This is a genomic window from Kitasatospora sp. NPDC058115 (assembly GCF_042884635.1).
GTDB lineage: Bacteria > Actinomycetota > Actinomycetes > Streptomycetales > Streptomycetaceae > Kitasatospora.
Window position 1 is genome coordinate 236,072 of record NZ_JBHVTL010000004.1, and the last position, 23,912, is coordinate 259,983.

At 73.2% G+C, this 23,912-nt stretch carries 29 protein-coding genes; 16 read left to right on the top strand and 13 right to left on the bottom strand.

Annotated elements, in window-relative coordinates:
- Window positions 1–191 precede the first annotated feature (191 nt).
- From ACFVVL_RS06140 to ACFVVL_RS06160, 5 genes are all read left to right on the top strand, one after another.
- On the top strand, window positions 192–1,853 hold the full coding sequence (locus ACFVVL_RS06140) for an ABC transporter ATP-binding protein (RefSeq protein WP_387671629.1): 1,662 nt from the start codon (window positions 192–194) through the stop codon (window positions 1,851–1,853).
- 4 nt (window positions 1,854–1,857) lie between these two features.
- Entirely contained in the window at window positions 1,858–3,045 is a 1,188-nt protein-coding gene (locus ACFVVL_RS06145) for an ABC transporter permease (protein ID WP_380291480.1), read from the top strand.
- The gene (locus tag ACFVVL_RS06150; RefSeq protein ID WP_387671631.1) at window positions 3,042–4,310 is read left to right on the top strand and encodes an ABC transporter permease; all 1,269 of its coding nucleotides are present in this window, start codon (window positions 3,042–3,044) and stop codon (window positions 4,308–4,310) included. Before ACFVVL_RS06145 ends, ACFVVL_RS06150 begins: the two co-directional genes overlap by 4 nt.
- Window positions 4,307–4,705, top strand: a complete 399-nt coding sequence (locus ACFVVL_RS06155; RefSeq protein WP_387671633.1) for a cytidine deaminase — start codon at window positions 4,307–4,309, stop codon at window positions 4,703–4,705. Before ACFVVL_RS06150 ends, ACFVVL_RS06155 begins: the two co-directional genes overlap by 4 nt.
- 107 nt (window positions 4,706–4,812) lie before the next feature.
- A complete protein-coding gene (locus ACFVVL_RS06160; protein ID WP_387671635.1) occupies window positions 4,813–6,090 on the top strand; it encodes a thymidine phosphorylase in 1,278 nt (425 codons plus the stop codon).
- Window positions 6,091–6,122: 32 nt separating this feature from the next.
- Here the strand turns inward: ACFVVL_RS06160 and ACFVVL_RS06165 are convergent, their stop codons facing one another.
- From ACFVVL_RS06165 to ACFVVL_RS06175, 3 genes are all read right to left on the bottom strand, one after another.
- Window positions 6,123–6,353 carry a hypothetical protein gene (locus tag ACFVVL_RS06165; RefSeq protein ID WP_387671637.1) on the bottom strand — a complete coding sequence of 77 codons (231 nt, stop codon included), beginning with the start codon at window positions 6,351–6,353 and terminating at the stop codon, window positions 6,123–6,125.
- Window positions 6,350–7,075, bottom strand: coding sequence for an alpha/beta fold hydrolase (locus ACFVVL_RS06170; RefSeq protein WP_387671639.1), 726 nt, complete (start codon window positions 7,073–7,075; stop codon window positions 6,350–6,352). The genes ACFVVL_RS06165 and ACFVVL_RS06170 overlap by 4 nt, the downstream gene beginning before the upstream one ends.
- Window positions 7,076–7,239: 164 nt before the next feature.
- Window positions 7,240–8,526, bottom strand: a complete 1,287-nt coding sequence (locus ACFVVL_RS06175; protein WP_387671641.1) for an MFS transporter — start codon at window positions 8,524–8,526, stop codon at window positions 7,240–7,242.
- Window positions 8,527–8,631: 105 nt separating this feature from the next.
- On the opposite strand from ACFVVL_RS06175, the gene ACFVVL_RS06180 reads away from it, so the two are divergent.
- From ACFVVL_RS06180 to ACFVVL_RS06190, 3 genes are all read left to right on the top strand, one after another.
- Window positions 8,632–9,585 carry a LysR family transcriptional regulator gene (locus ACFVVL_RS06180; RefSeq protein ID WP_387671643.1) on the top strand — a complete coding sequence of 318 codons (954 nt, stop codon included), beginning with the start codon at window positions 8,632–8,634 and terminating at the stop codon, window positions 9,583–9,585.
- 174 nt (window positions 9,586–9,759) lie between these two features.
- Window positions 9,760–10,908, top strand: coding sequence for an adenosine deaminase (locus ACFVVL_RS06185; RefSeq protein WP_380291495.1), 1,149 nt, complete (start codon window positions 9,760–9,762; stop codon window positions 10,906–10,908).
- Window positions 10,909–11,113: 205 nt separating this feature from the next.
- Window positions 11,114–11,473, top strand: a complete 360-nt coding sequence (locus ACFVVL_RS06190; protein ID WP_387671645.1) for a hypothetical protein — start codon at window positions 11,114–11,116, stop codon at window positions 11,471–11,473.
- A gap of 151 nt (window positions 11,474–11,624) precedes the next feature.
- On the opposite strand, the gene ACFVVL_RS06195 is transcribed toward ACFVVL_RS06190, so the two are convergent.
- Together ACFVVL_RS06195 and ACFVVL_RS06200 are read right to left on the bottom strand one after the other, a co-directional pair.
- Window positions 11,625–11,807, bottom strand: coding sequence for a PspC domain-containing protein (locus ACFVVL_RS06195; RefSeq protein ID WP_350554659.1), 183 nt, complete (start codon window positions 11,805–11,807; stop codon window positions 11,625–11,627).
- A gap of 527 nt (window positions 11,808–12,334) precedes the next feature.
- A complete protein-coding gene (locus ACFVVL_RS06200; RefSeq protein ID WP_387671648.1) occupies window positions 12,335–13,258 on the bottom strand; it encodes a zinc-binding alcohol dehydrogenase family protein in 924 nt (307 codons plus the stop codon).
- 93 nt (window positions 13,259–13,351) lie between these two features.
- Here ACFVVL_RS06200 and ACFVVL_RS06205 point away from each other — a divergent pair, with 93 nt between their 5' ends.
- A complete protein-coding gene (locus tag ACFVVL_RS06205) occupies window positions 13,352–13,786 on the top strand; it encodes a MarR family winged helix-turn-helix transcriptional regulator (RefSeq protein WP_380291501.1) in 435 nt (144 codons plus the stop codon).
- 3 nt (window positions 13,787–13,789) lie between these two features.
- Here the strand turns inward: ACFVVL_RS06205 and ACFVVL_RS06210 are convergent, their stop codons facing one another.
- The gene (locus ACFVVL_RS06210) at window positions 13,790–14,623 is read right to left on the bottom strand and encodes a MerR family transcriptional regulator (protein WP_387671650.1); all 834 of its coding nucleotides are present in this window, start codon (window positions 14,621–14,623) and stop codon (window positions 13,790–13,792) included.
- A gap of 122 nt (window positions 14,624–14,745) precedes the next feature.
- Between ACFVVL_RS06210 and ACFVVL_RS06215 the strand changes: the two genes are divergently transcribed.
- Window positions 14,746–15,222, top strand: coding sequence for an Lrp/AsnC family transcriptional regulator (locus ACFVVL_RS06215; protein ID WP_380291505.1), 477 nt, complete (start codon window positions 14,746–14,748; stop codon window positions 15,220–15,222).
- A gap of 20 nt (window positions 15,223–15,242) precedes the next feature.
- On the opposite strand, the gene ACFVVL_RS06220 is transcribed toward ACFVVL_RS06215, so the two are convergent.
- The 3 genes from ACFVVL_RS06220 to ACFVVL_RS06230 are packed head-to-tail and all read right to left on the bottom strand — an operon-like array spanning window position 15,243 to window position 15,960.
- Window positions 15,243–15,365 carry a hypothetical protein gene (locus tag ACFVVL_RS06220; protein WP_387671652.1) on the bottom strand — a complete coding sequence of 41 codons (123 nt, stop codon included), beginning with the start codon at window positions 15,363–15,365 and terminating at the stop codon, window positions 15,243–15,245.
- Window positions 15,362–15,598 (bottom strand): hypothetical protein, encoded by a 237-nt coding sequence (locus ACFVVL_RS06225; protein WP_387671654.1) that lies wholly within the window; start codon window positions 15,596–15,598, stop codon window positions 15,362–15,364. The genes ACFVVL_RS06220 and ACFVVL_RS06225 overlap by 4 nt, the downstream gene beginning before the upstream one ends.
- On the bottom strand, window positions 15,595–15,960 hold the full coding sequence (locus tag ACFVVL_RS06230) for an ATP-binding protein (protein WP_387671656.1): 366 nt from the start codon (window positions 15,958–15,960) through the stop codon (window positions 15,595–15,597). The genes ACFVVL_RS06225 and ACFVVL_RS06230 overlap by 4 nt, the downstream gene beginning before the upstream one ends.
- Before the next feature lie 211 nt (window positions 15,961–16,171).
- On the opposite strand from ACFVVL_RS06230, the gene ACFVVL_RS06235 reads away from it, so the two are divergent.
- Genes ACFVVL_RS06235 through ACFVVL_RS06245 form a run of 3 tightly spaced genes read left to right on the top strand, consistent with a single transcriptional unit; the run spans window position 16,172 to window position 17,697 of the window.
- Window positions 16,172–17,056 carry a helix-turn-helix domain-containing protein gene (locus tag ACFVVL_RS06235; protein ID WP_380291511.1) on the top strand — a complete coding sequence of 295 codons (885 nt, stop codon included), beginning with the start codon at window positions 16,172–16,174 and terminating at the stop codon, window positions 17,054–17,056.
- 10 nt (window positions 17,057–17,066) lie between these two features.
- Entirely contained in the window at window positions 17,067–17,267 is a 201-nt protein-coding gene (locus ACFVVL_RS06240) for a DUF397 domain-containing protein (protein WP_380291513.1), read from the top strand.
- Window positions 17,268–17,298: 31 nt separating this feature from the next.
- A complete protein-coding gene (locus tag ACFVVL_RS06245; RefSeq protein WP_387671658.1) occupies window positions 17,299–17,697 on the top strand; it encodes a hypothetical protein in 399 nt (132 codons plus the stop codon).
- Window positions 17,698–17,824: 127 nt separating this feature from the next.
- Here ACFVVL_RS06245 and ACFVVL_RS06250 read toward each other — a convergent pair whose 3' ends face one another.
- Window positions 17,825–18,238, bottom strand: coding sequence for a hypothetical protein (locus ACFVVL_RS06250; protein ID WP_387671660.1), 414 nt, complete (start codon window positions 18,236–18,238; stop codon window positions 17,825–17,827).
- A 323-nt stretch (window positions 18,239–18,561) separates the two neighbouring features.
- Between ACFVVL_RS06250 and ACFVVL_RS06255 the strand changes: the two genes are divergently transcribed.
- Genes ACFVVL_RS06255 through ACFVVL_RS06265 form a run of 3 tightly spaced genes read left to right on the top strand, consistent with a single transcriptional unit; the run spans window position 18,562 to window position 21,244 of the window.
- Window positions 18,562–20,247 carry a hypothetical protein gene (locus ACFVVL_RS06255; protein WP_387671662.1) on the top strand — a complete coding sequence of 562 codons (1,686 nt, stop codon included), beginning with the start codon at window positions 18,562–18,564 and terminating at the stop codon, window positions 20,245–20,247.
- The gene (locus ACFVVL_RS06260; protein WP_387671664.1) at window positions 20,244–20,888 is read left to right on the top strand and encodes a PhzF family phenazine biosynthesis protein; all 645 of its coding nucleotides are present in this window, start codon (window positions 20,244–20,246) and stop codon (window positions 20,886–20,888) included. Before ACFVVL_RS06255 ends, ACFVVL_RS06260 begins: the two co-directional genes overlap by 4 nt.
- Window positions 20,889–20,893: 5 nt before the next feature.
- Complete coding sequence (locus tag ACFVVL_RS06265) at window positions 20,894–21,244, top strand: ribosomal protein L7/L12 (RefSeq protein WP_387671666.1); 351 nt, start codon at window positions 20,894–20,896, stop codon at window positions 21,242–21,244.
- On the opposite strand, the gene ACFVVL_RS06270 is transcribed toward ACFVVL_RS06265, so the two are convergent.
- From ACFVVL_RS06270 to ACFVVL_RS06280, 3 genes are all read right to left on the bottom strand, one after another.
- The gene (locus ACFVVL_RS06270; protein WP_387671668.1) at window positions 21,211–21,777 is read right to left on the bottom strand and encodes a VanZ family protein; all 567 of its coding nucleotides are present in this window, start codon (window positions 21,775–21,777) and stop codon (window positions 21,211–21,213) included. The two genes, ACFVVL_RS06265 and ACFVVL_RS06270, sit on opposite strands and share 34 nt — an antisense overlap.
- A 188-nt stretch (window positions 21,778–21,965) precedes the next feature.
- The gene (locus ACFVVL_RS06275) at window positions 21,966–22,376 is read right to left on the bottom strand and encodes a hypothetical protein (protein WP_380296749.1); all 411 of its coding nucleotides are present in this window, start codon (window positions 22,374–22,376) and stop codon (window positions 21,966–21,968) included.
- Entirely contained in the window at window positions 22,373–23,887 is a 1,515-nt protein-coding gene (locus tag ACFVVL_RS06280; protein ID WP_380296750.1) for an ATP-binding protein, read from the bottom strand. Before ACFVVL_RS06280 ends, ACFVVL_RS06275 begins: the two co-directional genes overlap by 4 nt.
- Between the last annotated feature and the right edge of the window lie 25 nt (window positions 23,888–23,912).

Below are 23,912 nucleotides of genomic sequence, written 5' to 3' on the forward strand. Positions count from 1 at the left end.
TCACTGCCGCTGCCGCCTGCCCGGCAACGCCATGATGGACGCAACTCAGGGAGGGGCCCGGAAGGGTGCGCTCAGTGCGTACCCCCCGGGCCCCGTCCCGTCTCTCCCCCCTTCCCGCTTTGGCCCTCCAGCGCAACGACGCGCCTCCAGACCACCAGGAGACCGCCATCACCGCATCCGACCCCGCCCCGATGACGGGCGGTAACCCCAGCGCGGGGACGGCGACACCGGCCGTCGAACTGCGCGGCATCACCAAGCGCTTCCCCGGCGTCGTGGCCAACCACGACATCAACCTCACCGTCCGCACCGGCACCGTGCACGCCCTCATGGGCGAGAACGGCGCCGGGAAGTCGACGCTGATGAAGATCCTCTACGGCATGCAGAAGCCGGACGAGGGCACCATCGCGATCAACGGCGACCTGTGCGAGTTCAACACTCCGGGCGACGCCATCGCGCGCGGCATCGGCATGGTGCACCAGCACTTCATGCTCGCCGACAACCTCACCGTCCTGGAGAACGTCGTCCTCGGCGGCGAGCACCTGTACGGCATCGGGGCCAGGGCCAAGGAGAAGATCGCGCAGCTCTCCGAGCAGTACGGCCTGGGCGTGCGCCCGGACGCGCTGGTCGAGGACCTCGGGGTGGCCGACCGCCAGCGCGTCGAGATCCTCAAGGTGCTCTACCGCGGCGCCAAGATCCTCATCCTCGACGAGCCCACGGCCGTGCTCGTCCCGCAGGAGGTCGACGCCCTGTTCGACAACCTGCGGGAGCTGAAGTCCGAGGGCGTCACCGTCATCTTCATCTCGCACAAGCTGCACGAGGTGCTCTCGGTGGCCGACGCGATCAGCGTCATCCGCCGCGGCACCACCGTCGGCGACGCCGACCCGAAGCAGGTCACCGCCCCCCAGCTCGCCGAGCTGATGGTCGGCAGCGAACTGCCCTCCCCGGAGAGCCGCGAGTCGACCGTCACCACCACCGAGATGCTGCGCGTGGACGGCCTGCGGATCGCCAAGACCGACGCCGAGGGCATCGAGCGCGTCGTCCTGGACGACATCTCGCTGCGCATCCACAAGGGCGAGATCCTCGGCATCGCCGGTGTCGAGGGCAACGGCCAGGCCGAACTGGTCGAGGCCGTCATGGGCATGCTCCCGCTGGACGCCGGCAGCGTCACGCTGGACGGCAAGGACCTCTCCGGCACCCTCACCCGGGCCCGCCGCGAGGCCGGCATCGGCTACATCCCCGAGGACCGCCACCGGCACGGCCTGCTGCTGGAGGCCCCGCTCTGGGAGAACCGGATCCTCGGCCACGTCACCGAGCGCCCGAACTCCAACGGCGTGCTGCTCGACCCGGCCGCCGCCCGCAGGGACACCCAGCGGATCGTCGAGGAGTACGACGTCCGCACCCCCGGCATCGAGGTCACCGCGGCCTCCCTCTCCGGCGGCAACCAGCAGAAGCTGATCATCGGCCGCGAGATGAGCCACGACCCCAAGCTGCTGATCGCCGCCCACCCCACCCGCGGTGTGGACGTCGGCGCCCAGGCGCAGATCTGGGAGCACATCAAGAACGCCCAGCGGGCCGGCCTCGCCGTGCTGCTGATCTCCGCCGACCTGGACGAGCTGATCGGCCTCTCCGACACCATCCGGGTGATCTACCGCGGCCGGCTGGTCGCCGACGCCGATCCGGAGACCGTGACCGCCGAGGACCTCGGCACCGCGATGACCGGTGCCGCCAGCGGCCACATCGAGTCCGAGCCGGAGGCGGTCGCCCAGGCGCAGGCCCTCGCGGCCGAGGGCACCGCGGCCGCGCCGTCCGACACCCCCACCGACACCGCCGACGACCAGCAGGCGGGGGAGTAGCCACATGACCAGTCCCAAGCCCGCTCCCGCCGCGCCCGCGGCCGCCGCCAAGGGCGGCCTGGCACAGCGGTTCAGCGGCGAGAAGATCGTGCTCGCCCTCGCGGCGCCGGTGCTCGCCGTCGTGCTGTCCGTCGTCATCTGCTCGCTGCTGCTGGCGACCTCCGGCAAGAACCCGTTCGACGCCTGGAACGTGATGATCACGTACGGCACCAAGTCGGACGGCCAGGTGGCCATCATCAACCGGTCCACCACGTACTACCTCGCCGCCGCGGCCGCCGCCTTCGGCTTCCGCATGAACCTCTTCAACATCGGTGTCGAGGGCCAGTACAAGCTCGCCGCGCTGTTCGCCGCGTTCGTCGGCAGCCAGGTCGACCTCCCGGCGGTCATCCAGATCCCGCTGCTGCTGCTGACCGCGATGCTGGTCGGTGGCATGTGGGCGGCCGTGGCCGGCCTGCTGAAGGTCTACCGCGGCGTCAGCGAGGTCATCTCGACCATCATGCTGAACTCGATCGCCACCGCGGTGGTCGGTCTGCTGCTCGTCCCCGGCATCTTCGCGCCGGAGAAGGGCACCACCAGCAACTCGATCCAGACCGACCCGATCTCGGAGTCCAGTCGGTTCTTCTCGATCGACACCGACGGCGGCCCGCTCTGGGGCTTCGTCGTCATCGCGGTCCTGGTCGGCGTGGCCTTCCAGTTCACCCTGAACCGCACCCGCTTCGGCTTCGACCTGCGCGCCACCGGCCGCTCGGAGAGCGCGGCCACCGCGTCCGGCGTCAACGTCAAGCGCATGGTGGTCACCTCGATGGTGGTCTCCGGCGCGCTGGCCGGCCTCATCGGCCTGCCGGAGCTGATGCAGAACTCCTACAACTTCGGCCAGAGCTTCCAGGCCGGCCTCGGCTTCCTGGGCATCTCGGTCGCCCTGCTCGGTCGCAACAGCCCGATCGGCATGGTCTTCGCCGCCCTGCTCTTCGCCTTCCTCGACGCCACCGGCTCGCAGCTCCCGCTGCCGCAGAACGGTGAGTTCCCGTTCGAGATCGTCGACGTCATGAAGGGCACCATCGTCATCTGCGTCGTCGTCGCCTACGAGCTGGTCCGCCGCTACGGCCTGAAGCGCCAGCAGCAGAAGGTCGGCGCCGAGCTCGCCGCCCAGGCTGCCGCCGCGGCCGCCCAGAAGAAGGAGGTGTCGGCGTGAGTACGGCCACCGCTGTTCGCGCGAAGACGCCCGGCGGCGCGCCCGCCAAGAAGCGCAAGATGTCCTGGCCGGTGGTGCTGCTGCTGGTCGCGGGCGCCCTCGTCCTGTTCTCCGCCGTCGGCATGATCACCGACAACCACGCGCTGACCTCCTCCGGCCAGATCACCGCGGCGCTGGGCGCGGCGGTCCCGATCGGCATGGCCGGTCTCGGCGGTCTCTGGTCCGAGCGGGCCGGCGTCGTCAACATCGGTCTCGAAGGCATGATGGTCGCCGGCACCTTCGCCGGGGCCTGGGGCGGCTACCTGGTCAACCCCTGGTTCGGCCTGGTGGCCGGCATGCTCGGCGGTGCGCTCGGCGGTCTGCTGCATGCGGTCATCACGGTGACCTTCGGCGTCGACCACATCGTCTCCGGCGTCGGCATCAACCTGCTGATCCCCGGCATCTGCGCGTACGTCAACCGGATCTACTACAAGGACTACATCGCGTTCGGCGCCGGTGCGAACCAGTCCCCGCCGGCCGATCCGCTGCCGTACCTGACCGTGCCCGGCCTGTCCTCCTGGCTGAAGGACATCGAGTCCCACCACTGGTTCCTGGTCTCCGACGTCGCCGGCGTGCTCGGCGGTCTGGTCACCAACCTGTCGGTCGTCGTCATCCTGGCCGGCGTGCTGATCGTCGCCAGCTACTTCGCGCTCTGGCGGACCGTCTTCGGCCTGCGGCTGCGCTCCTGCGGCGAGAACCCGACGGCCGCCGAGTCGCTGGGCGTCAACGTCTACAAGTACAAGTACCTGGCGGTCATCGCCTCGGGCGCCTTCGCGGGCCTCGGCGGCGCGTACCTCTCGCTGGTCGCCGCGCACTTCTACAAGGACGGCCAGACCCTGGGCCGGGGCTTCATCGGCCTCGCCGCGATGATCTTCGGCAACTGGATGCCGGGCGGCCTCGCCGTCGGCGCGGGCCTGTTCGGCTTCACCGACAGCCTCCAGCTGCGCGACCCGGAGTCGGTCCACGTGCTGATCCTGGTGGTCGCCATCGCGATGGTGCTGCTGGCGGCGTGGCAGGCGTACCGCCGCAAGCCGACGCCGGCGCTGATCTCCCTGGTGGTCTCCGGCGGCCTGTTCGTCTGGTACTTCACCACCGACGAGGTGCAGCGTCCGCTGATCGTCGCCACGCCGTACGTGATCACCCTGGTGGTGCTCTCGCTGGCCTCGCAGCGGCTGCGGCCGCCGAAGGCCGACGGCCAGATCTACCGCAAGGGGCAGGGCAAGTGACGGCCCCCGCCGAGGCGGTGGACTGGGCCGCGCTGCGGACGGCGGCGCGCGAGGCGATGAGCCACGCGTACGCGCCGTACAGCAGGTTCCCGGTCGGTGCCGCCGCGCTGGTGGACGACGGCCGGGTGGTCACCGGGTGCAATGTGGAGAACGCCTCGTACGGGCTCGGGCTGTGCGCCGAGTGCGGCCTGGTCTCCGCGCTGCACGCGAGCGGCGGCGGCCGGCTGACCGCGTTCACCTGCGTGGACGGTGCCGGGGCGCTGCTGATGCCGTGCGGCCGCTGCCGCCAGCTGCTGTACGAGCACGGCGGGCCCGATCTGCTGATCGAGCTGCCGTCCGGTGTGCGTCCGATGAGTGACGTGCTGCCCGACGCGTTCGGGCCCGAGCGGCTCTAGCACTCGCGTTTGTTACGCGCGTAGAGTGTCGCGAGCGGGGCTTTCCGCCCCTGCCTCGCGACACTCTTCGCTTTTTCCGAAACCCATCCGGGAGCAATGGAGCAACCATGGACGCCATCTCCGTCATCAGGACCAAGCGCGACCGCGGAGAGCTGAGCGACGCTCAGATCGACTGGGTCATCGACGCCTACACCCGCGGCGAGGTCGCCGACGAGCAGATGTCCGCCCTGGCCATGGCGATCCTGCTGAACGGCATGAACCCGCACGAGATCAGCCGCTGGACGGACGCCATGATCCGCTCCGGCGTCCGGATGGACTTCTCCTCGCTGGCGCAGCCCACCAGCGACAAGCACTCCACCGGCGGCGTCGGCGACAAGATCACCCTGCCGCTCGCCCCGCTGGTCGCCGCCTGCGGCGCGGCCGTCCCGCAGCTGTCCGGCCGCGGCCTCGGCCACACCGGCGGCACCCTCGACAAGCTGGAGTCCATCCCCGGCTGGCGCGCCCTGCTCTCCAACGAGGAGATGCTGCAGGTGCTCCGGGACACCGGTGCGGTCATCTGCGCGGCCGGCGACGGCCTCGCCCCGGCCGACAAGAAGCTCTACGCGCTGCGCGACGTCACCGGCACCGTCGAGGCGATCCCGCTGATCGCCTCCTCGATCATGTCCAAGAAGATCGCCGAGGGCACCGGCGCGCTCGTCCTCGACGTGAAGGTCGGCTCCGGCGCCTTCATGAAGAACATCGAGGACGCCCGCGAACTGGCCCGCACCATGGTCGGCCTCGGCACCTCGGCGGGCGTCAACACCGTCGCCCTGCTCACCGGCATGTCCACCCCGCTCGGCCTCACCGCCGGCAACGCGCTGGAGGTCCGCGAGTCGGTCGAGGTGCTGGCCGGGGGCGGCCCGGCCGACGTCGTCGAGCTCACCCTCGCGCTGGCCCGCGAGATGCTGGCCGCCGCGGGCGTGCACGGCAAGGACCCGGCCGACGCGCTGCGCGACGGCTCCGCGATGGACCACTGGCGCCGCATGATCGCCGCCCAGGGCGGCGACGTCGACGCCCCGCTGCCGGTCGCCCGCGAGCAGCACGTCGTTGCGGCCCCCGCCTCCGGTGTCCTCACCACCCTCGACGCCTACGCGGTGGGCGTCTGCGCCTGGCGCCTCGGCGCCGGCCGCGCCCGCAAGGAGGACCCGGTGCAGGCCGGCGCGGGGGTCGAGATGCACGCCAAGCCGGGCGACACCGTGATCGCCGGCCAGCCCCTGCTGACCCTGCACACCGACACCCCCGAGCGCTTCGACTACGCGATCGAGGCGCTCGCCGGCGGCATCGAGGTCGCCCCGGCCGGCACGGCGTTCACCCCGGCCCCGATCGTCCTGGACCGCATCGCCTGACGGTCTTCGGGGGCCTGCTCACGTACGCCGGATCAGGCGTACGTGAGCAGCCCGCCGGTGTCGATCGTCCAGGGGCCGACGGCGACGGTGTGGGCGTTGAGCTGCCGAGCGATGCGGATCACGGCGAGTTCGTGCCTCCTGACCGGCGGCATCAGCATGACGATCTCGCCATCGGCGATCTCGATCTTCCCTGTCCCGGGGATCTGCGGCAGCTGATCGGCGATCTCGCGCAACCGGTCGTACGCAGCAGGATCGGTGCTCATATTCCGGAGTCCAGCGACGGCAGCCGCCGGCCGGGCGTTCCTCGGCCGGCTGCGGTGAGGGTGAGCCTCAGGAACTCCTCGGGGGCCTCGCGGACGAGGTCGTGGCCGGTGGGGAGGGCGTGGACGGTCCAGGCGGGGTCGGTGCGCAGGCGGGCGTACGTCTCCAGGAACGGGGAGTCCGCGAAGTTCTGTGCGTGCAGGTAGACGCGGGGGACGTCCAGGGCGTCGGCGGCGCCGGTGAGGGTGACCGGCTGGAGCAGGCTGGCCAGCGGGTGGACGGTGGCGGGCGGGTCGAGGGCGGGGTTCCGGCCGACCAGGGTGTGGCCGCCGCCCGCTGCGGCGCCGGCCAGGTAGCGCTGCTTCCACACGTCGTTGGCGATCGCGTACGCGGACTCGCCGTCGCGCGGCACGAAGGCGTCCGCGTGGACCAGCCCGGCGATCCGCTCCGGCGCGCGGTCGGCCACCGCGGAGGCGACCATCCCCCCGTAGCTGTGCGCGACCAGCACGGCGTCGGTGACCCGCTCCGCCTCCAGCAGCGCCAGCACGTCCTGGACGTGGACGTCCAGGTTGACCCCGCCCACCGCCCCGACGTGCCCCCGCTCGCTCACCCCGGTCAGGGTCAGCGGGTGCGCCTCGTGCCCGGCGGCCCGCAGCCCCTCGGTGAGCGGCCGGTACCACCAGCCGCCGTGCAGCGCGCCGGGGATGAGGATGAAGGTGGCCATGGTGCGTTCCTCCGTTCGCCGTACTGGTGGGACGGGGGGAAGCTACGGCGGATACCTGACAGCGAACGTCAGGTATCCGCCGGAGCCCCGGACCACCGGACCCCCGGGTCGGCGGACCCCCGGATTGGCGGACCCCCGGATTGGCGGGTCGGCGGACCCCCGGGTCAGCGGGTCGTGGGGAGAGCGGCCCGGCGGGTGGCGGTGTGGGCCCGGCGGGTGGCGTAGAGGGTGACGGCGGCGGCGAGGGCCATGGCGGTGAGGCCGATGGTGGCCGCGCCGGGCCAGCCGGTGGCGTGGTAGGCGTCGGCGCCGATGGTGCCGCCGAGGCTGTTGCCCAGGTAGTAGGCGATCAGGTAGAGCGCGGAGGCCTGGGCGCGGCCCTCGGTGGCGGTGCGGCCGACGGCCGAGGAGGCGGTGGCGTGGCCGGCGAAGAAGCCGGCGGTGATCAGCACCAGCCCGAGCAGGGCGAGGACCAGGGAGTCGGCGAGGGAGAGCAGCAGCCCGAGGGCGGTGGTGCCGATCGCGACGTACAGGGCGCCCCGGCGGCCGAGCCGGCCGGCCAGCCGGCCCGCGGCGGCGGAGGTGCCGGTGCCGACCAGGTAGACCACGAAGATCGAGGCGGCGACCGACTCCGGCAGGTGGAAGGGCGCGGCGATCAGCCGGTAGCCGACGGTGTTGTAGACCGCGCCGAACACGGCCATGAACAGCAGCCCCAGCGCGTACAGCCGCAGCAGCAGCGGGTTGCGCAGGTGCCGGCCGACGGTGCGGGCGAGGGCGCGGGCGTCCACCGGGGCGGGGGTGAAGTGCCGGGCGGCGGGGATCAGCAGCCGGAACGCGAGGGTGGCGAGCAGGGCGAGGGCGGCGGAGGCGGCGAGCCCCCAGCGCCAGCCGAGGCCGGCCGCGACCCAGCCGGAGAGCAGCCGTCCGCCCATGCCGCCGATGCTGTTGCCCGCCACGTACAGGCCCATCGCGGAGGCGAGCGCGGAGGGGTGGACCTCCTCGGCGAGGTAGGCCATCGCGGTGGCGGGGAGCCCGGCGAGCACGGCGCCCTGGAGGACCCTGAGCACGACCAGGGTGGTGAGGTCCGGTGCGAACGGCAGGGCGAGCGCGAGGGCGGAGGCGCCGAGCGTGGAGGCCGTCATCACGGCGGTGCGGCCGTACCGGTCGGAGAGCGCGCTGGCGGGGAGCAGGGCGAGGGCGAGGCCGAGGGTGGCGGCGGAGGCCGTCCAGCTGGCCTGGCCGGGGGTGAGGCCGAGGTCGTCGGAGAGGACCGGCAGCAGGCCCTGGGTGGAGTAGAGGAGGACGAAGGTCGCGATGCCGGCCGCGAACAGGGCGAGGTTGGCGCGGCGGAAGGAGCGCTGCCCGGGGCGGTGGCGGTCGTCGCGGTGCGGCATCGGCGGGGTGAGGGCGTCCGGCGTGGGCGCGGACGCCCTGGTACTGGAGGGCTGCATGACGTCGACGTTAGGACGGCCGGGCTGATGCGTCCAATGCATCAACCGTCCATAATCCATGCACGGGCGTATGAGCCGAGCGTGTGGCGATGACAGGAGGGCAGGATGGACGCGGGTGCGGAGCCGGTCCGGCTCGCGGAGCTGGGGCCGGAGCTTCCCGCCGTGCAACTCGCGCCGCTGCTGGCGCAGTTCGCCGCGGTGGCTCGGCTGGAGCACGTGACGCAGGCGGCGGCGCTGCTGGCGATGCCGCAGCCGACGCTGTCCCGGGCGGTGGCCCGGCTGGAGGCGGAGCTGGGTGTCGACCTGCTGGCCCGTCAGGGCCGGACGGTCCGGCTGACCCGGGCCGGCCGGCTGCTGCTGGCTTCGGTGGAACGGGCGCTGGCCGAGGTCGAGCGCGGCGCCGAGGCGGCGCGCGCGGAGGCCGATCCGGAGGCGGGCCGGGTGGCGTTCGGCTTCCTGCACACCATGGGGACGGACGCGGTGCCGGCCCTGCTGCGGGACTTCCGGGCGGCGTACCCGCTGGTGCGGTTCCAGCTGGTGCAGGACTACGTGGGCGCGATGCTGGACCGGCTGCGCGCGGGGGAGCTGGACCTGTGCCTGGTCGCGCCGGTCCCGGACGACGACCCGGCGCTGGCCGCCCGGCGGCTGGACGAGCAGCGGCTGCACCTGGTGGTCCCGGCGGACCACCGGCTGGCCGGGCGGCGCCGGATCCGGCTGGCGGAGGTGGCGGAGGAGCCGTTCGTCGGGCTGGAGCCCGGCTACGGGATGCGGGCGATCACGGACGGCTTCTGTGCGGAGGCCGGGTTCGTGCCGCGGATCGCGTTCGAGGGGGAGGAGACGGAGACGCTGCGCGGGCTGGTGGCGGCGGGGCTGGGGGTGGCGCTGCTGCCTCCGGCGCTGGTGCCGCGGCCGGGGGTGGTCGAGCTGGAGGTGACGGCGCCGCGCACCCGGCGGGCGATCGGGCTGGCATGGGCGGCGGGGCGGCCGCTGACCCCTCCGGCGGCGGCGTTCCGGGACTTCGTGCTGTCGCGGCGGGGGCGGCTGCTGGCGCACGACTGACGGTCGCGGGCGGGGGAGCGGCCGAAGAGCGTCGGCGCGCGGGCCCGGTCCGGCCCGGGGCGTGGGGCGGGGAGGTTGCCCGGATCATCCCTTTGGTGGAATTCCCGGTGGACATTGGACGATTCGCCCCGTGGACGGTGGCCTGTCTACGCGCGTAGGAGCTACACTCCCGCAATGGAGAAGCAGATCCCCGTCACCACCGCGGGCACCGGCCCCCGGATCCCCACCCCCGACCAGATCGCCCGCGCGCCGAAGGTGCTCCTGCACGACCACCTCGACGGCGGCCTGCGCCCCGAGACCGTGGTCGAGCTGGCCGCGGCCGTCGGCTACGAGGGCCTCCCCACCACCGACCCCGAGGAGCTCGGCGCCTGGTTCCGCGAGGCCGCCGACTCCGGCTCGCTGGTCCGCTACCTGGAGACCTTCGCCCACACCTGCGCCGTCATGCAGACCCGCGAGGCCCTGATCAAGGTCGCCGCCGACTGCGCCGAGGACCTCGCCGCCGACGGCGTCGTCTACGCCGAGGTCCGCTACGCCCCCGAGCAGCACCTGGAGCGCGGCCTGACCCTGGACGAGGTCGTCGAGGCCGTCCAGGAGGGCTTCCGGCTCGGCGAGGCCAACGCCCGCGCCGCCGGCCGCCGGATCCGGATCGGCACCCTGATCACCGCGATGCGGCACGCCGCGCGCTCCTCCGAGATCGCCGAGCTGGCCAACCGTCACCGGGACGCCGGCGTCGTCGGCTTCGACATCGCCGGTGCCGAGGCGGGCTTCCCGCCCACCCGCCACCAGGCCGCCTTCGACTACCTCAAGGGCGAGAACAACCACTTCACCATCCACGCGGGCGAGGCCTTCGGCCTGCCGTCGATCTGGGAGGCCCTGCAGTGCTGCGGCGCCGACCGCCTCGGCCACGGCGTGCGGATCGTCGACGACATCACGGTCGAGGACGACGGCACCGTCAAGCTGGGCCGCCTGGCCGCGTACGTGCGCGACAAGCGCATCCCGCTGGAGATGTGCCCGACCTCCAACCTGCAGACCGGTGCGGCCACTTCGTACGCCGAGCACCCGATCGGGCTGCTCAGCCGGCTGAAGTTCCGGGTCACCGTGAACACCGACAACCGGCTGATGAGCGGCACCAGCATGAGCCGCGAGTTCGCGCACCTGGTCGAGGCCTTCGGCTACACGCTGGGGGACCTGGAGTGGTTCACCGTGAACGCGATGAAGTCGGCCTTCCTGCCGTTCGACGAGCGGCTCGCGATGATCAACGACGTGATCAAGCCGGGCTACGCCGAGCTCAAGGCCGAGTGGCTGTTCAGCGCCGGCAGCTGAGCGCGTCCGCTCCGGTCGGATGAACGCCACGTGCCGCCAAGGGAGTTGGCGTTCATCCGACTTCTCGCTCGGGCGGGTGAATCGCGTTGAACCCCGACCGGTCCCCTCACTACGGTGTGCGCGTCACTGCTGACAGGCCGTGGCGGCGGGCCCGTCGCGTCGGCCGCGCGTGTCGGCCACCGGACGAGGACCCAAGGGGAACCACATGAAGCAGGCCACTCTCAAGGCCGCCGGCACCGCCGCGCTCGGCATCGCGATCGCCGCGGTCGGCGCCGGAGGCGCGTCCGCCGCTCCGGCCGCCGCCGCCGGCGGTCTCGGGCTTCCGACCGGCCTGCTGACCAACCCGGCCGCCACCAGCGCCCTCACCGACGCCGCGGGCAAGCTGCCGGTCGCCGACAAGGTCAGCTCCACCCTCGGCAGCCTCGCCCCCACCGCGGGCCAGCCGGCCGCCCCGCTCGCCGGTGTCACCAGCAACCGGGCCGCCCTGCCGAACGTGCCGGGCCTGGACAAGACCCCGCTCGGCGGGCTGACCCAGACCCTCCCGCTGCCGGGCCTCACCGGCTGACCGGCCCGCCGCCCGCGGCAGGTCCGCAGCACGGCCGGAGGGGCCGCCCGCTCCCGCAGGGGGAGGGGCGGCCCCTCGGCGCTTCCCGGCGCTTCCCGGCGCTTCCCGGCGCTTCCCGGCTCTTCCCGGTGCCTTCCGTCGCCTTCCGGTGTCACGGCTCCTGGGGCAGCAGCAGCCAGAGCGCCAGGTAGATGAGGAACTGCGGGCCGGGCAGCAGGCAGGAGGCGAGGAAGATCACGCGCATCGTCCACGGCGTGAGCCCGAAGCGCTCGGCGAGCCCGGCGCAGACGCCGGCGATGACGCGGTTGTGGCGGGGGCGGGCGAGGCGGCTCATGGCGAACTCCGTTGCTGTGGTGATGCCGTTGGCCGGTCCCTCCGGCTGGCGTACTTCCATGCTGCGCCGTCGCGGCGCCGAAAGCCTCAGCCCGCAAGCCGATCCCGCCCCCGACCCTGCTCCTGAGCAGGCATGACCGCTCTCAGGGTTCCGCTCAGGGTCGGCCCGGAGATTGCGGGGGTGGTGGCGTGGGAAGTCGGCCGGTCCGACTTCCTGTTCCGCGGTCGTTCGGTGGTCCGTACGCCTCGTGTGGCCTGGGGGCTGGGGTCTCCTTGCCGAGGTGGTGGCGTGGGAAGTCGGCCGGTCCGACTTCCTGTTCCGCGGTCGTTCGGTGGTCCGTACGCCCCGTGTGGCCTGGGGGCTGGGGTCTCCTTGCCGAGGTGGTGGCGTGGGAAGTCGGCCGGTCCGACTTCCTGTTCCGGGGTCGTTCGGTGGTCCGTATGCCCCGTGTGGCTTGGGGGCTGGGGTCTCCTTGCCGAGGTGGTGGCGTGGGAAGTCGGCCGGTCCGACTTCCTGTTCCGGGGTGGTCAGGGGACCAGGACCACCTTGCCGAGGTTGCGGCGCTGCTCGATGAGGGTGTGGGCGCGGGCCGCGTCGGTGAGGGGGAGCTCGGCGTGCACGGCGGTGCGCAAGGTGCCGGCGGCACGGTGGTGCCAGAGGTCGTCGCGCCAGCGGGCGTAGAGATCGGGGCGGCCGGTGGCGATCGCGCGGATCTGGAAGCCGGTCACCGAGGCGCCGCGCAGGAGGAGCTCGTACGCCTCGACGGTGCCGCCGCCGGAGCTGTAGGCGACCAGCCGGCCGCCGGTGGCGAGGGCGCGGACGGCGCTCGGGAGGAGGTCACCGCCGACGCCGTCGAGGATCGCGTCGTACGGGCCGCTCCGGTCGAGGTCCCGGTAGAGCACGACCTCGTCGGCGCCGAGGGAGCGGACGAAGTCGGCCTTGGCGGCGCTGCCGACGGCGGCGACGACGCGGCCCGCGCCGCCGGCCCCGGCGTACTGGAGGGCGAGCGTGCCGACCCCGCTCGCGGCGGCCGTGACCAGGACGGACCCACCTGGTTCGGCGCGTGCCGCCTCGTGGGCGCCGCGTGCGACGAGGCCGCTGCGGACCAGGGCGACGGCCTCGACGGCGGTGGCGTCGTCCGGGATGCGGGAAGCCATCGCGACGGGCAGGACGGCGTACTCGGCGTAGGCGTCGGTGAAGCAGAGCCCGGTGACGCGGTCGCCGGCCGCGAAGCCGCCGGCGCCGGGACCGGTGGCGACGACGCGGCCGGCGATCTCGCCGCCGAGGGGGAGGGGCTCGCGGCTGTCACGGAGCCTGCGGACGGTGGGCAGGGTGACGCCGATCGCCTGCACCCGGACCAGCAGCTCCCCGGTGCGGGCCTCGGGTACCGGCGCCTCCTCGGCGTGCAGCAGCGCGGAAGAGCCGTCGACCTCATGGCGGACGCGCAGCACAGGACCTCCCCGATCCGGCGAATTCATTGGGTGCCCCAACGGTATGGCGAGAACCGTTGGGATGTCCAATGGAAATCGGAGTAGGCTGGGGCCGTGACCACGCCCCTCCAGCACATCCAGACCCTGCCGAGCTGGCTCACCGGCCGGGTCGCGGCGCGTGGCCGGGGCCTGGTCGCCGACGCGATCGCGGTGGAGGGGCTGAAGCTCCTCCAGCACGCCGTGCTCGCCGGTGTCGCCGAGTACGGTCCGGTGGCGCAGGCGGAGTTGGGGCGCCGCCTGGCCGTCGACCCCAAGGACATGGTCGGCGCGCTCAACCACCTCCAGCGGTCCGGCTACGTGCTGCGCGCGCCGGACCCGGTCGACCGGCGCAAGAACGCCGTCACCGTCACCGAGGAGGGCGTGGCCGTGCTCGCCCGCTGCGCGGAGCTGGCGGAGGCGGCCAACGCGGAGCTGCTGGCGCCGCTCAACCCGGACGAGCAGCGGCAGTTGATGGCCCTGCTGGAGAGGTTGCGCCAGGTGGAGGCGTAGGTGCTACGCCGTCGTCGGGCGGGGGCGGAAGGGGACGGTGACGTCCGAGGTGTGCTCGTGCGGAGCGGCGGTCTCGAAGTTCGGGTAGTACACCTCCCGGTTGCCACCGTGGCGCTCGTAGCCCTGCTCCTCGACCCAGGCGGCGACGGCGTAGTGGACGGCGGCCACCGTGGCGAAGTCCCGGTGTTCCTTGGTGAGTTCGGTGTACGCCTCGCGGTGGGCGGGGTGGATCCGCACGGAGATCGCGCCGGTCGGCCCGACGGCGTTCAGCGTCGGGGCGCACACCTCCACCAGGCCGTCCGAGTCCTCGCCGACGTGGCCGTGGAAGATGCTGAAGATCGGCCCGGAGAGACGTGCGCCGGTCGACCCGAGGTGGGCGACGAGCTGCTCGCCGGCCTCGTTCAGGAAGGGGACGAGGGTGGCTCCCGTGACGTGCCGCTGGATGCAGAGCACCTGCTGTTCGGGAACGTCGCGTTCGGCGATCCGGTACATGGTCGAAGTCCTTCCGGTGAGTACGGTGCGGGCGTAGCCCACCGCGTACCGGCGGGCCCTGTGCGTGCGTTCCTGCTCGCGCCAGTGGGCGTCGAGCAGGAGCGCGGACTCGTCGCCGTCCGCGTCGAGCACGGCCGCGATCCGGGCCAGTGGCATGCCGACGGCGCGCAACAGCGCGATCCGGCGGGCCCGTTCGACCTGGGCGAGGCCGTAGCGGCGGACCCCGGTGTGCGGGTCGACGTCGGCGGGGGGCAGTAGGCCGCGTTCCCCGTAGAGGCGCAGGGCCTTGGGGCTGAGCCGGGTGAGGGCGGCGAGCTCGCCGATGGTGATCAGGTCCTCGTGCACGGGGGCTACTCTGCGCCTTGTCCCTGGGGCAGGGGCAAGCGAGGATGTCGGCTGGATTGACTGGTGTGACATCTACCGGTCGGGGGGTTGTTCCGCCGTGGAATCACCGGCAACCTGGGCGCATGACCGAGATTCTTGACGCGACGGACTGGGCGATCCTGGCCGAGCTCCAGGAGGACGGGCGGATCGCTTTCACGGAGCTGGCGCGGCGGGTGAACCTGAGCGCGTCGGCGACGACGGAGCGGGTGCGGCGGCTGGAAGCGGCGGGAGTGATCACGGGGTACCGGGCCGAGGTGGACCTGGAGCGCACGGGGTTCCCGGTGACGGCGGTCGTGCGGTTGAAGTACCCGGGGCCGGCGGTGCGGCACGAGCCGCTGCGGCGGTTGCTGGAGGAGCGGTCGGAGATCCTGGAGTGTCTGCGGACCACGGGGGACGACTGCTATGCGCTGAAGATCGCGACCACGTCGATGGGGCATCTTGAGGAGATCGTCGACGAGCTGGCGCAGTTGGGGAGCACCACGACCCATCTGGTCCTGAGCCGCCCCCTCGCACCCCGGGGCCCCGGGGTTCCCCGGTCGGGGGCGGCCGGACAGGAGTAGCAACACTGCTCCCGTTTCGTTCAGCAGTTGTGCTCGTTCTCCTCGGTGTCGTGGACCTTGAGTGCGGTGATGACGCCGGTGACGACGGTGGCGAGGGCGAGGGCGAGGAGGACGGCGAAGGCTGCGCCGATGAGGAAGTTCACGAGGTCCTGAGCCCCTCGCGGAGGAGGGCGAGCAGGTTGAGCAGGGTGGCCACGGAGGTGTCGCCGAAGTCGACGAGGAGTCGCCCGTCGATGGTGCTGCCGCTGACGGCCGCGGAGCCCCACTGGATGCCGAACGGCTTTCCGCGCTCGTGGAGTTCGCGGAGCAGGGCGGTCACCTCGGGCTCGCTGTAGGTGCGCAGGATCTTGTCGTGGGGTTCGAGAGGGGCGTTCACGCGGTGGCCTCCAGCTCGAACCAGACCACCTTGCCGTGCTTCGCGGGCTCGGCGCCGAAGCGGTCGGTGAGGGCCTGGACGAGGTGGAGGCCGCGGCCCGAGACCGCGTAGGGGTCGGTGCAGGTGCGCAGTTCGGGCAGGTCCGGGCTGTCGTCGCAGACCGAGACCCGCAGCGTGCGCGGGCAGAGGGCGGCGATGACGTGGGGCGCCTGGGTCCCCGTGTGCTTCCAGGCATTCACAAACAGCTCATGAAGGGCGAGTTCGGCGTCGTGGATGGCGTCCGCGCGCCAGCCGGCCGTGGTGAGGAGGGCTCGCAGCTCGTGGCGGACGACGAACCAGTCGGGCGGGGTGGGGGCACGCATGGGGACCTCCGTGAGGTGGGGAGGAGTGACTCACCGACGGAGGGCCGAACAGTGATTGACGATCCGTCGCGTGATCGGTGCACCACTGAGAGTAGGGTGCAGAGTTAAAACGTTGCAACTAGTGCGCCAAGGTTGACCCTTGTGGGTGATGCTTGGCCGGTGGCATCGGGTCGAGCCGATGCGGAACACTCGGGGAGAGGGAAGGAGCGCTGTGGGGCTCAGGGGAGAGATCAGCCAGCGGCAACGCCGCTTCGGCGAGGAGTTGCAGCGCCTGCGGCTGGCGGCGGGCTTGTCTGCACCGGAAGCCGGAGCACTCGTGGGGATGAAGAGTCCGGCCGTCAGCCATACGGAGGCGGGTCGAACAGGCCTCAACCAGGAACGGTTGGGGATCTGGCTCGATGCCTACGGCTGTGAGGACCCGGTCTACCGGGCCAAGCTCGCGGACATGGGGCGGCGGACGGGCAAGGGATGGTGGTCGGAGTTCGCCGACCGGGTGCCGGATCTTGCGCTCGATCTGGCCGAGACCGAGGACAGCGCGGCTCGGATCGACAACTACGAGACGTTCTACGTGCCCGGTCTCCTACAGGTGTCCGCATATGCCGAAGCGATCTACGAAGACGCTCATCGCGACCGCAAGTTGGACGTGGAAGCCGAGATCGACTTCCGGATCAACCGGCAGCGGATCCTGACCGACCTTCCGCGCCGGGAGTTCCGTTTCGTGATTCACGAAACGGCTCTGCGCCTGCGTTTCCCCGGAGACGCCGTGATGAGAGCGCAGCTGGCGCACCTGCTTGAGGTGTCCGAGCTGCCCAACGTGACCATCCAGGTTCTACCGTTCACGGCACTGAAGAAGCCGCCGCACACAGGCCAATTCCTGCTGTTGGACCCGGGGTCGGCGGACCTCTCCACCATTGTTGTGGATCACCCAAGCCACACCGAGTATCTTGGCGACCGGCACTCGATCGAGACGTACCGCAGAACGTTCAACAAGCTGAGCGATCTTGCGCTGCCTCCGGTCGACACCGGCCAGTCGTCCCTCTCGGCGCGCGACTCGTGGGGGCTCATCCGACATCTTCTCTACCTGCTCCAAGCGTGAAGGGCGCCTGATGCCAGAACTGCGTTGGCAGAAGTCATCGTTCAGCGGATCAAACGCGGGCGGTAGCTGTGTTGAACTTGCCACGGGCGCGGCGGGCCTTCGTCATCTGCGGGAGTCCGATGACCCGCAGAGCGTTCTGGTCATCGAGGTAGCGAAGCTCGATTCCCTCCTGCTGGCCGTCAAGGCCGGCGAGTTCGACCATTTCTCCTGATCAGCAGCCCAGTTCCGGAGGATTTCCACCGATGAACGCCAACGCCTGGCGTATCCGGCTCATCGTTCGCACCACCCAGGTCGGCGTCATCGGCGGGGCGCTCTGGGGCGCCCTGGTCGCGCTCGTCGCCTTCCGCTACACCTCGGTACCCCTCGGGGCCATGGTGGGCCTGCTCTTCGGCACCTTCGTCTCCATACCCACCGGCTCCCTGCTCTCCGCCCTCCCCAAGCGGCTCGCCTTCCACCGCTGGGCCGCCCCCGCCCTCGGCGCCGTCCTCACCGCCTCCGCCGGCTACCTCGTGCTCGCCCGCATCCTCCGTGAGCCGCACGCCCTCCTCCACCTCGGCGTCGCGCTCCTCTTCCTCCTCTCCACCACCCTCACCGCCGCCGCCTTCTTCCTCGCCGTCCGCAGCCTCCGCCGGACCGCCTGACCACGCGCCGCGGCCGGGCACGGACAACCGTCCGTGCCCGGCCACAAGTCGGGTCCGCCGACTTCCTGCTCCACCGGCTGCCGGCGCCGGGCGTCGGCCATCGTGATCAGGCCGTGGCGCGGAGGGCTCAGCCGTGCTGCGGGGGAGCCTGCGGGGCCGGGGCCTGGGCCTGGGGTGCCGGGGGGTACTGGCCGCCCTGCTGCGGGTACTGGGCGTCGGGCTGGTACGGCGAGGCCGCCGGGGCCGGCGGGGCGGCCGGCGTCTCGGAGCGCGAGACCAGCGCCTTCACCGCGTTGGCTATCAGCGCCACCGGCAGGATGAACGCCTTGAAGAACAGCGTGTACGTGCCGCCCTCGAAGACGAAGGCCAGGTAGTACGCGTAGCCGGTGAAGCCCAGGCCGGCGAGCACGTTGAGGATGCGCCAGCCGATCTTCAGCCCGCCGAGGTTGACGGCGCCGATGACCAGCAGCGCGATGCCGCTGACGGCGAGCAGCACGACGTACCAGGAGAAGAGCGGTTCGGCGTCGAAGTCGAGATTCACGAAGTGTTCCTGTTGTTCCGTGGGACGGGCGGACGCGCGGGGCGGACCGCCGGGGACGAGTGCGCACAGTACTGGAGCCCGCTGACATCCGTCCTCACGATTTCGTCACGGTGTCATCGCCGAATCCGTCCGGCGAACCTCCCTCCCACCCCTTGAAAACCGCTCAGGAAGCGTCCGCGCGTTCGGATATGATGCGCCCGTCGCTGGTGGTTGGGGGGCGAAGCAGCGACCCGGGTGAGAGTCCCGGAGCGGCCCCCCACCTCGGCGAACCGCCTGCTGCCGGGTTCGTCGGGTTCGCCCGCCTTTCTTCCGTGAGGTCCCCCTTGCGTACTCAGCACCGCAGATCCCTCGCCCTCGCCGCCGCCGCCACCCTGGTCTCGGGCGTGGCCCTGACCGCGGCCGCCCCGGGCGCGTCCGCGCTGCCGCGTTCCGGCGGCGCCACCGGGACGGTGCGGCAGGGCCAGGGCACCCCGGGCCCGGCGCTCGGCCCCCAGAACCAGCGCGGCCCGGTGACGGCCACCCTCACCGGCTTCCCCGCCGCCTTCACCGCCGGCGGCCCGGCCGCCGAGTTCACCGCCACCCTGCGCAACTCCGCCGACCACGCCGTCGACGTCACCACCGGCTTCACCGTTGCCAACGTCGACTCCGGCGTCCGCGAGACCCAGCTCAAGCTGGAGTACCAGGCCCCCGGCGGCGGCCCGTGGAAGCCCGCCGCGCTCAGCCCGGGCGCCACCGTCGGCGCCACCTGGGAGCTCGACACCTTCGCCACCCGGCTGAGCCTGCCCGCCGGCGCCTCCGCGACGTACCGGCTGCGGCTCGCCGTCACCGCCGACGCGCCCGCCGGCCGGGCCACCGCCGGGTTCCGGGCGGTGGTCTCCGACCCGACCCTGCCGCCGGAGAGCCGGATCTCCGAGGCGAACACCCCGCACCAGGAGTTCACCACCGTCGCGGCCGGGCCCACCGGCGCGCCGACGACCGCCCCCGCGCCCGGCGTGCCCTACCTCGGCCTGGACGCGGTGCCCGGCTCCTTCACCGCCGGCGGCGAGGCCAGGCCGTTCCGGCTGACACTCACCAACCGCAGCGGCAAGGACGTCGCCTTCCGGCCCGAACTCACCCTCCGGGGCGCGGGTCTGACCGCCGGGGCGGCCTCGCTGGACTTCCAGACCCCGGACGGCCAGTGGCTCGCGGCCGCCCCCGACGACGGCCGCAGCGCCCCCGGGGCGCTCACCCTGGCGCTGCGCGCACCGGACCGGGACGCCTCCCCGGTCCGGCTGGGCGACGGCGAGTCCCGCACGCTCAACGTCCGGCTGGCGTTCGGTCCGGACGTCCCGGCGGGCGTCGTGTCGGTGCAGTTCGCCGGCAGCAGCCTGCCCCTGGGCGGGGGCGGCGCCGGGGTGCCGGCCACCAGTTCCTCGGTCGACGTCACCGTGGCGGCCGCCGCGCCGGCCACGCCGACCGCCGTGCCGAGCACGCCGCCCTCGGACGGCGACGCCCCGAGCGCCTCCGCCGAGCCGTCGGCCACCGCGCCGAGCGCCGTCGGCTCCGGCGGCCCGGCGGTCGGCCTCGCGGCGGTCACCCCGACGCCGGAGGCGGCCGGCACGCAGGCGGCCGTCCCGGCCGCGCAGACCACCCCGACGCCGACGGGCGAGCCCGCCGCCGCACCGGTGCCCGCCGTCACCGTGACCGTGGCGGCCCCGGCGCCGCCCGTCGACCTCGCCTCCACCGGCGGATCGTCGACCAACACCCCGATGGCGATCACCGGCGCCACCTCGATCGCGATGGGCATCGGCACGCTGGTGGTGGCCCACCGCCGCCAGAAGGCGCGCCCGGCCCTGGCCGTCCGGCCGCCCCGCCCGGCCGCGGGCCCGGGCGCGGCCCCGGGGACGGGCCCGGCGATGCGCCCCGGCCCGCGGCCGAACCCGAACCCGAACCCGAGGCCGAACCCGGCCCCGGGGCCCACCCGCGGCCCGGCGGCGGGCCCCGGCGGCGCGGGGGCGAGCGGGGGATGACCGGCCACGAGGTGCTGCGGGTGTTCTGCGGCCCGGACGGCGGCCACGGCAACGCGCTGGGCGTCGTCCGGGACGGCGCCGCCGTCCCCGGCGAACGCGCCCGGCAGGCGCTCGCCCGGGAACTCGGCTTCAGCGAAACGGTGTTCGTCGACGACCCGGAGCGCGGCGTCATCGACATCTACACCCCCGGCCTGCGCCTGCCCTTCGCCGGCCACCCGTGCGTCGGCGCCGCCTGGCTGCTCGGCGTGGACCGTCTGGTCACCCCGGCGGGTGTGGTCGGCGTGCGGCGCGACGGCGCGTTCACCCGGATCGCCGCCCCGGCCGCCTGGGCCCCGCCGCGCACGCTGCGCCGGTACCCGACGCCCGCCGAGGTGGACGGCCTGGCGGTGCCGCCACCGGGCGAGTGGATCTACGCCTGGGCCTGGCAGGACGAGGCGGCGGGCACCGTCCGCGCCCGGGCCTTCCCGGGCCGCGGCGACGGCATCGACGAGGACGAGGCCACCGGGGCGGCGGCGATCCTGCTGACCGCCGAACGGGGGCGCGGTCTGACGATCACCCAGGGACGCGGCTCGCAGCTCGTCACGGGGATCGGGGCCGACGGCCTGGTCGAGGTCGGCGGCCGGGTCCGCCGCGCGGGCTGAGGGCCTTGGAGGAGCCGCAGTTCGACGCCGTCCTCACCCGCGTGGGGGAGCGCCGGCTCGCTGTCCTCCAGGTGCTCCGGACCAGGGACGGGCTGAGTCTCCGGGAGGTCAGGTGCCTGCTGGACCGGGCTCCGGTGCGGATCGGCCAGGACTGCCTGGGCGACGTCCGCCGGATCGCGGACCGGCTGCGCGCGGCCGGGGCCGAGGTGGCGCTGTCGTGCCGGGAGTGCGGCCGCTCCGCCCCCGGGGAGGGGGAGTTGATCGATCCCGGACCGTGTGCGGCCGCGACCTGGCCGTGGTGCCCGGCGAGCAGCTCCGAGCCTCAGTGCCCGTGGCTGGAGACCGGTTCCGGGTAGACCGCCGGAGCCGCAGGCGCGGGTACGGCGGCGGGCGCGGGCGTGGCAGGGGGAGCGGCCCGCACGGCCCGGGGTGCCGCGGCGCGGCGCAGCAGGAAGGAGCGGCCGGCGGGGACCACGGCGAGGTGGACGGCCGCGACGCCGGTGACGGCGAGCAGGATGTGGTCCACGTTGAGCACATGGCCCGGGGCCCAGGAGGAGAGGAACTCCAGCGCGGTGGCCAGCAGGGCCGAGGCGCCGGTGGTGCGCAGGAAGGACGGGAGCCAGCGGGTGGCCGGGCGGCCCCCGGCGAGCGGGAGGAGGACGCCGAGCGGGCAGAGCAGCACCAGTTCGCCGAGCACCTGGCCCGCGCTGGAGGATCGGAGCGAGGCCAGCGGCGTCAGGTTGGCGTCGTCGACCCAGGCCACCGGCAACGGTCTCAGCACCATCCAGCCCACCAGTGCCAGGTGGACGGTGAGGCCGAGCAGCCCCACCACCCGCAGTGGACGCTGGGCTCGCTGGACGGCCGTCGCCCGTCCGGTCTCGGTCCGCACGCCGGCCCGCTCCTCGCGCGGCCTGGTGCCATCTCGCTGCACGGGGGGTAGGACGTGCACCGGCGGCGCGACGGTTCCATGCCCGGTGTGAACTTCGCCGCGCGCGCCGGGGGGTGGGCGGGGAGCGCGACGAAACCGCCCGGTGGATCCGGCGGTCCCGGCGGTCCCCGCGCCCCCTCGGAAGACCCCTACCGGCAGGGCGGCGTGGTGGCGGCGGTGGGCGAGGGCAGCGCGCCGAACGCGTTGTCCGCCGGCGGCGTCGGCGTCACCACGACGGGCGACGGCGACGCGGACGCCACCCCGGACGGTGCCCCCGGCGCGGCCGCGGACGGCGAGCCGGCCCGCGCCCCGGCGGCGTGCGCCGGGGCCTGCGCGCCTGCGCCCGCGCCCGTACCGGCGGCCGGGGACGGCGTGCTCGGTGCCGTGGGTATCCGCGCCACCGTCGGGCAGGCGGTCCGGCTGGCCGGCGCGCCCGCGTCCACCGGGACGGCGGTCGGACGGATGCCGCAGCCGGCCGCCAGCGCGGCCAGCCCCAGCAGCGCGGCGGCGGCCCACGGGCGGCGCGGTCCACGACCGCGGTTCGGGCGGACACGGCTCACTGGGCACGCTCCTCGGGGGCGGTGTCGGCCGGCGGCGGGGGCGGCGGGGTCCGCGGCAGGGTCAGCGTGAACACCGCGCCCACCTCGCCGTTCGCGGCGGTGATGGTCCCCCCGTGGATCTGCGCGTTGGCCATCGCGATGGACAGGCCGAGTCCGCTGCCCTCCGAACGGGCCCGCCCCTTGTCGGCCTTGTAGAACCGGTCGAAGACGTGCGGCAGCACGTCCTCGGGGATGCCGGGACCGCTGTCCGACACCTCGACGACCACGCTGTCCTCGTCCTCGCGCACCCGCACCCGCACCGGCGAGCCGCCGTGCTTGAGCGCGTTGCCGATGAGGTTGGCGAAGACGACGTCCAGCCGGCGCGGGTCGACCACCGCCCGCACCCCGCGCGGCGCGTCCACCTCGACCGCGTCGTACCAGGCCCGGCCGTCGATGCAGGACATGATCAGGTCCGCGATGTCCACCTCGTCGGCGACCAGCTTGGCCGTGCCGGCGTCGAAGCGGGTCACCTCCATGAGGTTCTCCACCAGGTCGGACAGCCGGCGGGTCTCGCTGACCACCAGCCGCACCGCCGGCTCGATCATCGGGTCCAGCGACTCCGCCTCGTCCTCCAGGATGTCCGTCACGGCGGTCATCGCGGTCAGCGGGGTGCGCAGCTCGTGCGACATGTCGGCGACGAAGCGCCGGCTCTGCGCCTCGCGCGCGCTCAGCTCCTCGACCTGCTCGTGCAGCGACTCCGCGGTCCGGTTGAAGGTCCGCGCCAGGTCGGCGAGCTCGTCCGAGCCGTCGACCTCCAGCCGGGTGTCCAGATGGCCCTCGCCGAGCCGCCGCGCCGCGTCGCCGAGCCGCCGCACCGGCCGCAGCACCGTCGCCGAGGCGGCCTGCGCCAGCAGCGCCGAGCCGATCAGCGCCAGCAGCGTGGCGATCGCCAGCGACCAGCCGAGCGTGTTGAGGTCGGCCCGCTCGTTCTCCAGCGACTTGAACATGTACGCGGTCGGACCGGTCGGCACCACCCTCGTGCCGCCGATCACGAACGGCCGGCCGTCGAGGTTCTGCCGCTGCCAGTACAGGTGGTAGGTGTACGGGTTGGACTCGGTGATCTCGCGCTGCTTGCCGACCGCGGTCTGCAGCGCGGTCGGCACGTTGGCCAGCGTGTACTGGGAGGGGCTGGAGGAGGCGATGCAGTCCGGCAGCGCCGGGTCCGCCACCACCACGTCGTAGCTGAGCCCGGAGCTGGCGACGGTGTTCGCCAGCGTGTCGAGGTCCTCGCAGGTCGCGCTCAGCGGCAGGCTCGACACATTGCGGCTCAGCGAGACCCGGAAGTCGTTGAGCGCGGTGTCCTGCGCGCGCTTGAGCACCGCGTCGCGGTTGAGCCAGTACGCGATGCCCGAGGCCGAGACGGCGGTGAGCAGCGCGACCGCGGCGAACACCGCGATCAGCCGCACGCGCAGCGAGCGCAGCCTTCGCCACGGGCCGGAGGTGAACCGGGCCGGGGTCTGATGGTCAGTCACGGGAGCCTGTCGTTGCGGGGATCCA